The 6,316-nt window shown below is 67.1% G+C and carries 3 protein-coding genes; 2 read left to right on the top strand and 1 reads right to left on the bottom strand.

Annotation, left to right across the window (positions count from 1 at the left end; genetic code table 11):
• Positions 1-336: 336 nt before the first annotated feature.
• Positions 337-2,514, top strand: a complete 2,178-nt coding sequence (locus LN450_RS13535; protein WP_014089229.1) for a translocation/assembly module TamB domain-containing protein — start codon at positions 337-339, stop codon at positions 2,512-2,514.
• Between the two features lie 93 nt (positions 2,515-2,607).
• Positions 2,608-5,058 carry a hypothetical protein gene (locus LN450_RS13530; RefSeq protein ID WP_011346215.1) on the top strand — a complete coding sequence of 817 codons (2,451 nt, stop codon included), beginning with the start codon at positions 2,608-2,610 and terminating at the stop codon, positions 5,056-5,058.
• Between the two features lie 421 nt (positions 5,059-5,479).
• On the opposite strand, the gene LN450_RS13525 is transcribed toward LN450_RS13530, so the two are convergent.
• Positions 5,480-6,316, bottom strand: an 837-nt coding sequence (locus LN450_RS13525; RefSeq protein WP_228892808.1) for an SMP-30/gluconolactonase/LRE family protein, incomplete at its 5' end; no start/stop codon positions are given.

Below are 6,316 nucleotides of genomic sequence, written 5' to 3'. Positions count from 1 at the left end.
ACACCACCCAGTGATGGCCCGTTTCGCTCAGTGACAGAAGGGGGAGAGAGCCTTCCTGGCACAGGAAGCGAGCGGGCAGGACCGTTATCCACCCGGCACGTGACCCTGCGATGTCGCTGCATGTCGTGCACAGCAATGAAGTTCGAGAAGCGTTAAACGCAGGGATTGCGCGATTGCAGCGGTTCAGCGCATCGCGGCGCAGCACCGGTCACCGGCCGCGCGCCAACTTCCAGGCTCGCCGCCGATTCCCGATTCCCGCAACGGCACCAGCCTTGTTCACGCGTCGCGGTCAGCGCAACCGGGATAGTGGCGGCAGACTCTTTCCTGCCTGTGCCCATGCCCTCACTTCGCGACCGCTTCCAGCGCTGGCCACGGCCGTGGCGTCGTGCAGTGGGCGTGGTGTTGGCGCTGTACGCGCTGTATCTGCTGGCCGGCAACCTGTATCTCAATACCCCGCTGTTCGACGCCAGCACCAATCGGCAACCGCACAAGTTCACCATGCAGACCGGCCCGGCAGTGACGCTGTTTCCGGGCGAGGTCATCGCCTGGAACGTGCGCATGCGTGGGCAGGCCAACCGCACCGTGTACGTCTTCCACGCCGACCGCGCACATGCGCGTATCGCCCTGCTGGCCTTGTTTCGGCGCGAAGTGCGCCTGCCCTGGCTGCATGCCACCGGCGTGAGCGCAGAAGTGGAAACCTCCGATACGCCGATTCCGCCACCGCCGCGGGGCAACCAGGGCTGGACGTTGCGCTTTGATGCAATCACCAGCAACAGCATTCGCAGTGCCCGCCTGGGCAAATTGCTGATTGCCGGACAAGGGCACGGCAAGGTCGGTTTCCTGAAGCAACTCAAGGGCGGGCCGTCGGAACTGTTTCCTTCCGAAGCGGGCTTTACCGACGCGGTGGTCAGCTACGACGGAGTGCAGGTGTTCAACGGTGCGCAGCTGGATGCGCAGTTCCAGTTTCCACGCCATTACCGCGACCAGGCGCCGGGCTTGCGCAAGCTCGGCATCACCGCCGCACGGCTACAGCTCAAAGCCAATTCCGTGGCGCTGAAGATCGACACCGGCGCGCCGCATGTGGACATCGGCAGCGGGCCATCGGCCGCGCGCGTGGAGGCCGATATCCGCCTGGCCAGCGGCGCGCTGCAGCCGGGCAGCCGTGCGGTGTGGCGGCTGCCATTGCTTGCGGGCGTTGGTGCCACCGACCGCGGCATGCTTGCGCTGCAACTGGACGTGGCGCAGGACATCCGCGTGCAGGCGCGGCTGCCGCGCGATGAGAAGACCGGCAGCGAGCTGCACGCCGATCTGCGCGTCGCCGGGCGCAGCGTTCCGTTCGAACGGCCTGCGCAGCTGTTGCCGCGCCTGTCGGGGCAGGTGCGTGGGCGCTGGAAGTTCGAATCGTTGAACTGGATCGCCGAGCTGTTCGTGCGCAAGCCGTGGTTCCAGCTGGAAGGTGGCGGTCTGGTCGAAGCGGACCTGCGCCTTGCACAGGGCCGGTTGAGTGCCGGCAGCACGCTGGATATTCCGCGCGTGGAGGCCGTGGCGCAGGTATTTGACACGCGCCTGGCCGGCGTGGCCAAGGCGCACGGGCGCATCGACGATGCCGCCACCCCGCAGGCGCATCTGGATGTCAGCATTCCCACCTTCAAGGCGGCGCCGCGCGATGCGCCCAAACAGCTCCTGCTGGACGGCCGCGATCTGCAACTGGCCATGCATGGCGATGCCGAGCTGGCCCGCCTGAGCGACACGCTCAAGGCGCAGCTGCGTTTCAGCGATGCGCGTGTGCCCGATCTCACCGCCTACAACCGCTATCTGCCGGGCAATAACGTGCGCCTGCTCGGCGGCAGCGGCAGCCTGACCGGCGATGTGGCGCTCAATGCCTCCGGCGATGTCGGTAACGGGCATGCGCATCTGCGCGGGCAGGGCGCGCACCTGGCGTTGGCTGGCGTGCAGATGCGCGGCGATGCCGAGTTGCAGGCAACGCTGCAGCGCGCCGACTTCAAGAACAAGTTCTTCGACCTCAGTGGCACACGCATACGCCTGCGCAACATGCGCGTGGGCGACGACGGCAAAGACGCCGATTGGTGGGGCGAATTGCAAGTGGGTGCCGGCACCATCCAGGCCGAGGCACCGTTCCAGGTGGATGCCGAGGCAGCCCTTCGCATGCGCGATATCGCACCACTGCTCTCGGTGTTCGCCCAGCGCGCCGACTATCCGCGCTGGGTGCTGGGTTTGCTGGATTCGGGCGAACTGGATGCGACCGGCCGGCTGCGTTGGCGCAAGCAGCAGCTGCTGATCGACGACCTGCATGCGGAAAACGCGCGCTTGTCGCTGCGTGCGCGGCTGGCCTTGAACGATGCGCAGCGGCGCGGCGATCTGTATCTGCGCTGGGGTGTGCTGGGTGCCGGCATCGAACTCGATGGCAAGCAGCGGCAGTGGCATCTGGCCGGTGCGCGCCAGTGGTATGACGCGCAGCCCGCACTGTTGCCGGCGGTCTCCAAAACCAAGTGATGCGGCCGCTGGCGTGAGCGTGCTGCGCCCTGCTCACGGCTGGCTTGGCACACTGTGCCCAGCCGCGTGCGCGGTTTCCAGGAGCCTGCCGTCATGACGATGCCTGTTCGCGCCCGCTGGCGCGCCTTGCCACGCTTACTGCGATGGCCGCTATCGGCACTGATTGCGCTGTACGCAAGCTATTTGCTGCTGGGCAACCTATTGCTCAACACGCCGCTTGGCCCGGCTGCGCTGAATCGCTCGCCCGACAAGTTCACGATGCACTGGGGCCCTGCGCTGACCTGGTGGCCGGGGCGTGTGGTGCTGTGGGATGTCGACCTGCAAGGCCATTCGGCACGCACGCACTGGAATGTCAGCGCGCAGCGGATGAGTGGGCAGATTCGGCTGCTGCCATTGCTGCACCGCCAGCTGCTGGTGCCGCAGTTGCATGTGCGCGGTGTGCGTGGCGGTATGCAGGCTGCAGCCGCAACGCCCGGGACGGGGGCGATGCAATCCCCTGCGGCGGCGCAAGCGACGCGTGCTGCTGTTGCTGCGGCGAAGGGGGCCGCGGATACGCCGGCCGCTTTAGCAAACGAGCGGGCGCCCACAGCAACGCCCAATGCCGAACACTCGGCGACGACGCAGACGCCCGCGCAGGATCTGCGCGTGACGATTGCAACGGCCACGACGGACGCGAAGCCCGGAATGCCTATCACCAGCACACCGCAATCAGCCAGGCGCGCCGACACGCAAGCCGGTACACCCGCCTCGCCAACCGCCTGGACCCTGCAATTGGACCGCATCGTTGCCGAGCAGGTGCAGGCCGTGTCGCTGCGTCAGCTGCACATCGAAGGGCAGGGCCAACTGCAACTGGGCCTGTTCAAACAACTGCGTGGCGGGCCGATGGAAATCTTCCCCTCCCATGCAGTGTTCGAATCGGCGCGTGTGCGGTGGGGGCAGGACGAAGTGATGCGCAATGGGCAGCTGCGTATCGACGCCAGCATCGCACGGCATGCACCGGATCAGGCAAGCGGACTGGCGGTGCTGCAACTCACCGATGCGCTGATCGCCGTGCATGGCGACACCGCAGCGCTGGATGTCACCCGTCATGCGCAGGGCCGGCACACGCTGGCGACCCGTGCCGGCAAGGGGCGTGCAGATGGCGAGCTGCGCTGGATACGTGGCGCGTTGCAGCCCGGGAGCCAGCTGCAATGGCGCGCGCCGCTGCACGACAGCACGCGCACGCCGGCCGCATTGCTTGGCGAATTGACGGCGCAGTTACAGGTCGATCAGGACATGCGGCTCAAGGTCAGCATGCCCGAGCCGGCCGATGCCGGGCTGACGCTGGACGCCGACCTGCGCGTGCAAGGCAGGCAATTGCCGGTGCAATCCATGCGCAGCCTGTTGCCGCGCACGTCCGGGCATGCGCGGCTGCATTGGCAGCTGTCTTCGTTGCGCTGGATTGCTGCGCTGTTTCCGGATGTGGATTGGCTGACCCTGGAGGGCGAGGGCCTGGTCGATGCCGATCTGCGGATCGATCGCGGCCAGCTTGCTGCCGGCAGCCGCCTGCAGGTGCCGCACGTGCACGCGCAGGTGGGCGTGATGGGGCATGCGATCACGGGACAGGCCAGTGCAGATCTGCGCGTGGACGCCGATGCCAGTGGACAGTTGCTGCCGGCGCTTGCACTGCAGATGCAGCAGTTTTCGATCGCGCATACCGACGCACCCGCGCGCCCGTTCGTGCAAGGCCGCGATCTGCGCCTGGATCTGCGCACACGCGCCGATGCGCGCAACCTGAGCAGCCTGCGCGATGCCACGCGCGCGCATCTGGTCTTCGCCAATGCCCGCGTGCCGGATCTGCGTGCCTACAACCGCTATCTGCCGCAGCAGCAACTGCGCTTTGACGGCGGTAACGGCGTGCTCAGCGGCGATCTGCAGATCGAGCCGGGTGGGCGCATCGGCAAGGGCGGTGTGCGCATCGGGGCGCGTGCAGCGCGGCTGCAGTTCGCCGGCCTGGCGTTGCGCGGCGATGTGGATGCGGATCTGCGCCTGCAGCGCGGCGATCTACGCGCCGAACAGTTCAGTCTCGATGCCAGCAGCATCCAGCTGCGCAATGTCGGATTCACCGGCCCGGATGGACAACAGCGCGATGGCTGGTGGGCGCGCATCGTGCTGGACGATGCGCGCATGCAATGGCGACAACCGGTTGGCGTGGATGGGCGTGTACGCATCCAGGTGCGCGATCTGGCATTTCTGGTGGCGTTGTATGCACGCGACCGCTCGATTCCGAACTGGATGCTCCGGCTGGTGGATGCAGGCCAGGCGCAGCTGACCGCACGCGCGCACTGGCAAGGCGAGACGGTCATCGTCGATGGCTTGCAGGCGCGCAACGAACGCTTTCAGGTCGATGCGCGCCTGCGCCTGCAGGACAATCAACGTCGCGGCAGTCTGCTGGCCCGCTGGGGATTGCTGAGCGCGGCAGTGGGCTTGCGCGGCGACACGCCCGAATGGCATCTGCGAGGTGCGCCGGAGTGGTATCGCGCGCAACCTGACCTGTTGCGCTGAGGCCTGCATCGCGCGCGCAGGCGTGAAGAAAAAACACCAGTTCTGTACTGCCTGGTATTGTTTTGCAGTGCAGCGTGCAAGTCCGATTCGGGGCGCGCACTATGATCCTGCATCCCGACGTGGGGGAGGGAGCAAAGCCCGCTGGCAGTTCGCTGCAAGCGGGCTTTTTTTATGCCTGCAGGTTGCCGGGTCAAGCGCCAATCCGCGCGAGATCCGCTGCAAATGAAGGCCGCACCTCATGCCGTGGCTGCCGCCTGCGCGCATCGCGGCGAGCAGGCTTGCATGGCGTGGCGCTGCGCCCAAAACCTGGCGAGCGATCATGCTGCTGGATGTGCACGGCGTGCGTGCAACCGTTCGTACGCGTGATCCCTGCCATCGCGGGCAGCGGCCGCGTCCGCCTGGCGGTTTTCGTTAACCGTTCTTATTGCTGCAACTCCAGCAGCCACAGCGTGCTGCCGCCAGTGATGAACAACCGCCGTTGCTCCAGGTCGAAGGTGCAGTTGGACGCCGTGGCCGGTGTCGGCACCAGGCCGAGGTATTGGCCATCGGTGTCGAAGACGCACACGCCCGCGCCGGAGCTGCTCCATAGCCAGCCCTGGCGGTCCACGCAAAAGCCATCCGGCAGGCCGTCCGGCACCACCGCGAAGCGGCGCCGGTTGTGCAATGCGCCATCGCGCCAGTCGAAGGCGGTGATCTCCGGCGAGGTCGGGCCACCTTCGGGCGTCTGCGAGACGTACAGCACGCGTTCGTCGGGGGAGAACGCCAGCCCGTTGGGGTGATCCAGGCCGACCATGCACTGCAGGGCACCGCCATCGGGCGGCAGCCGGTAGACGCCGTGATGGTCCAGCTCCTGTGGGCCCGGGCAGCCCTGGCTGGGCTTGAGCAGCCCGAACGGCGGGTCGGTGAACCAGATCGCGCCGTCGTGCGCCACGATCAGATCGTTCGGCGAATTGAGCCGTTTGCCCTCGAACCGCCCGACCAGCAGATGCGCCCGGCCATCGACATCGCTACGGGTGATCGCGCGGCGCCCGTGTTCGCAGTGCACCAGTCGCTGTTGCGCATCCACCGCATTGCCATTGGTGAAGGCGGTGGCATCCAGCAGCACGTCCACCGCGCCGTCCTCGCGCCAGCCAAGCACGCGGCGGCCGACCACATCGCTCCAGACCAGCGTGCGCTGCGCCTCCCACCAGGCTGGCCCCTCGCTCCAGGTCGCCTGGTCGTAGAGGGTCAGCAGGCGCGCGTTGCCCAGGCGCGCCGC

This window comes from Xanthomonas euvesicatoria pv. euvesicatoria (assembly GCF_020880415.1).
In the GTDB taxonomy this organism is placed as follows: Bacteria; Pseudomonadota; Gammaproteobacteria; order Xanthomonadales; family Xanthomonadaceae; genus Xanthomonas; species Xanthomonas euvesicatoria.
This window is presented reverse-complemented; position numbering and strand designations above follow the sequence as displayed.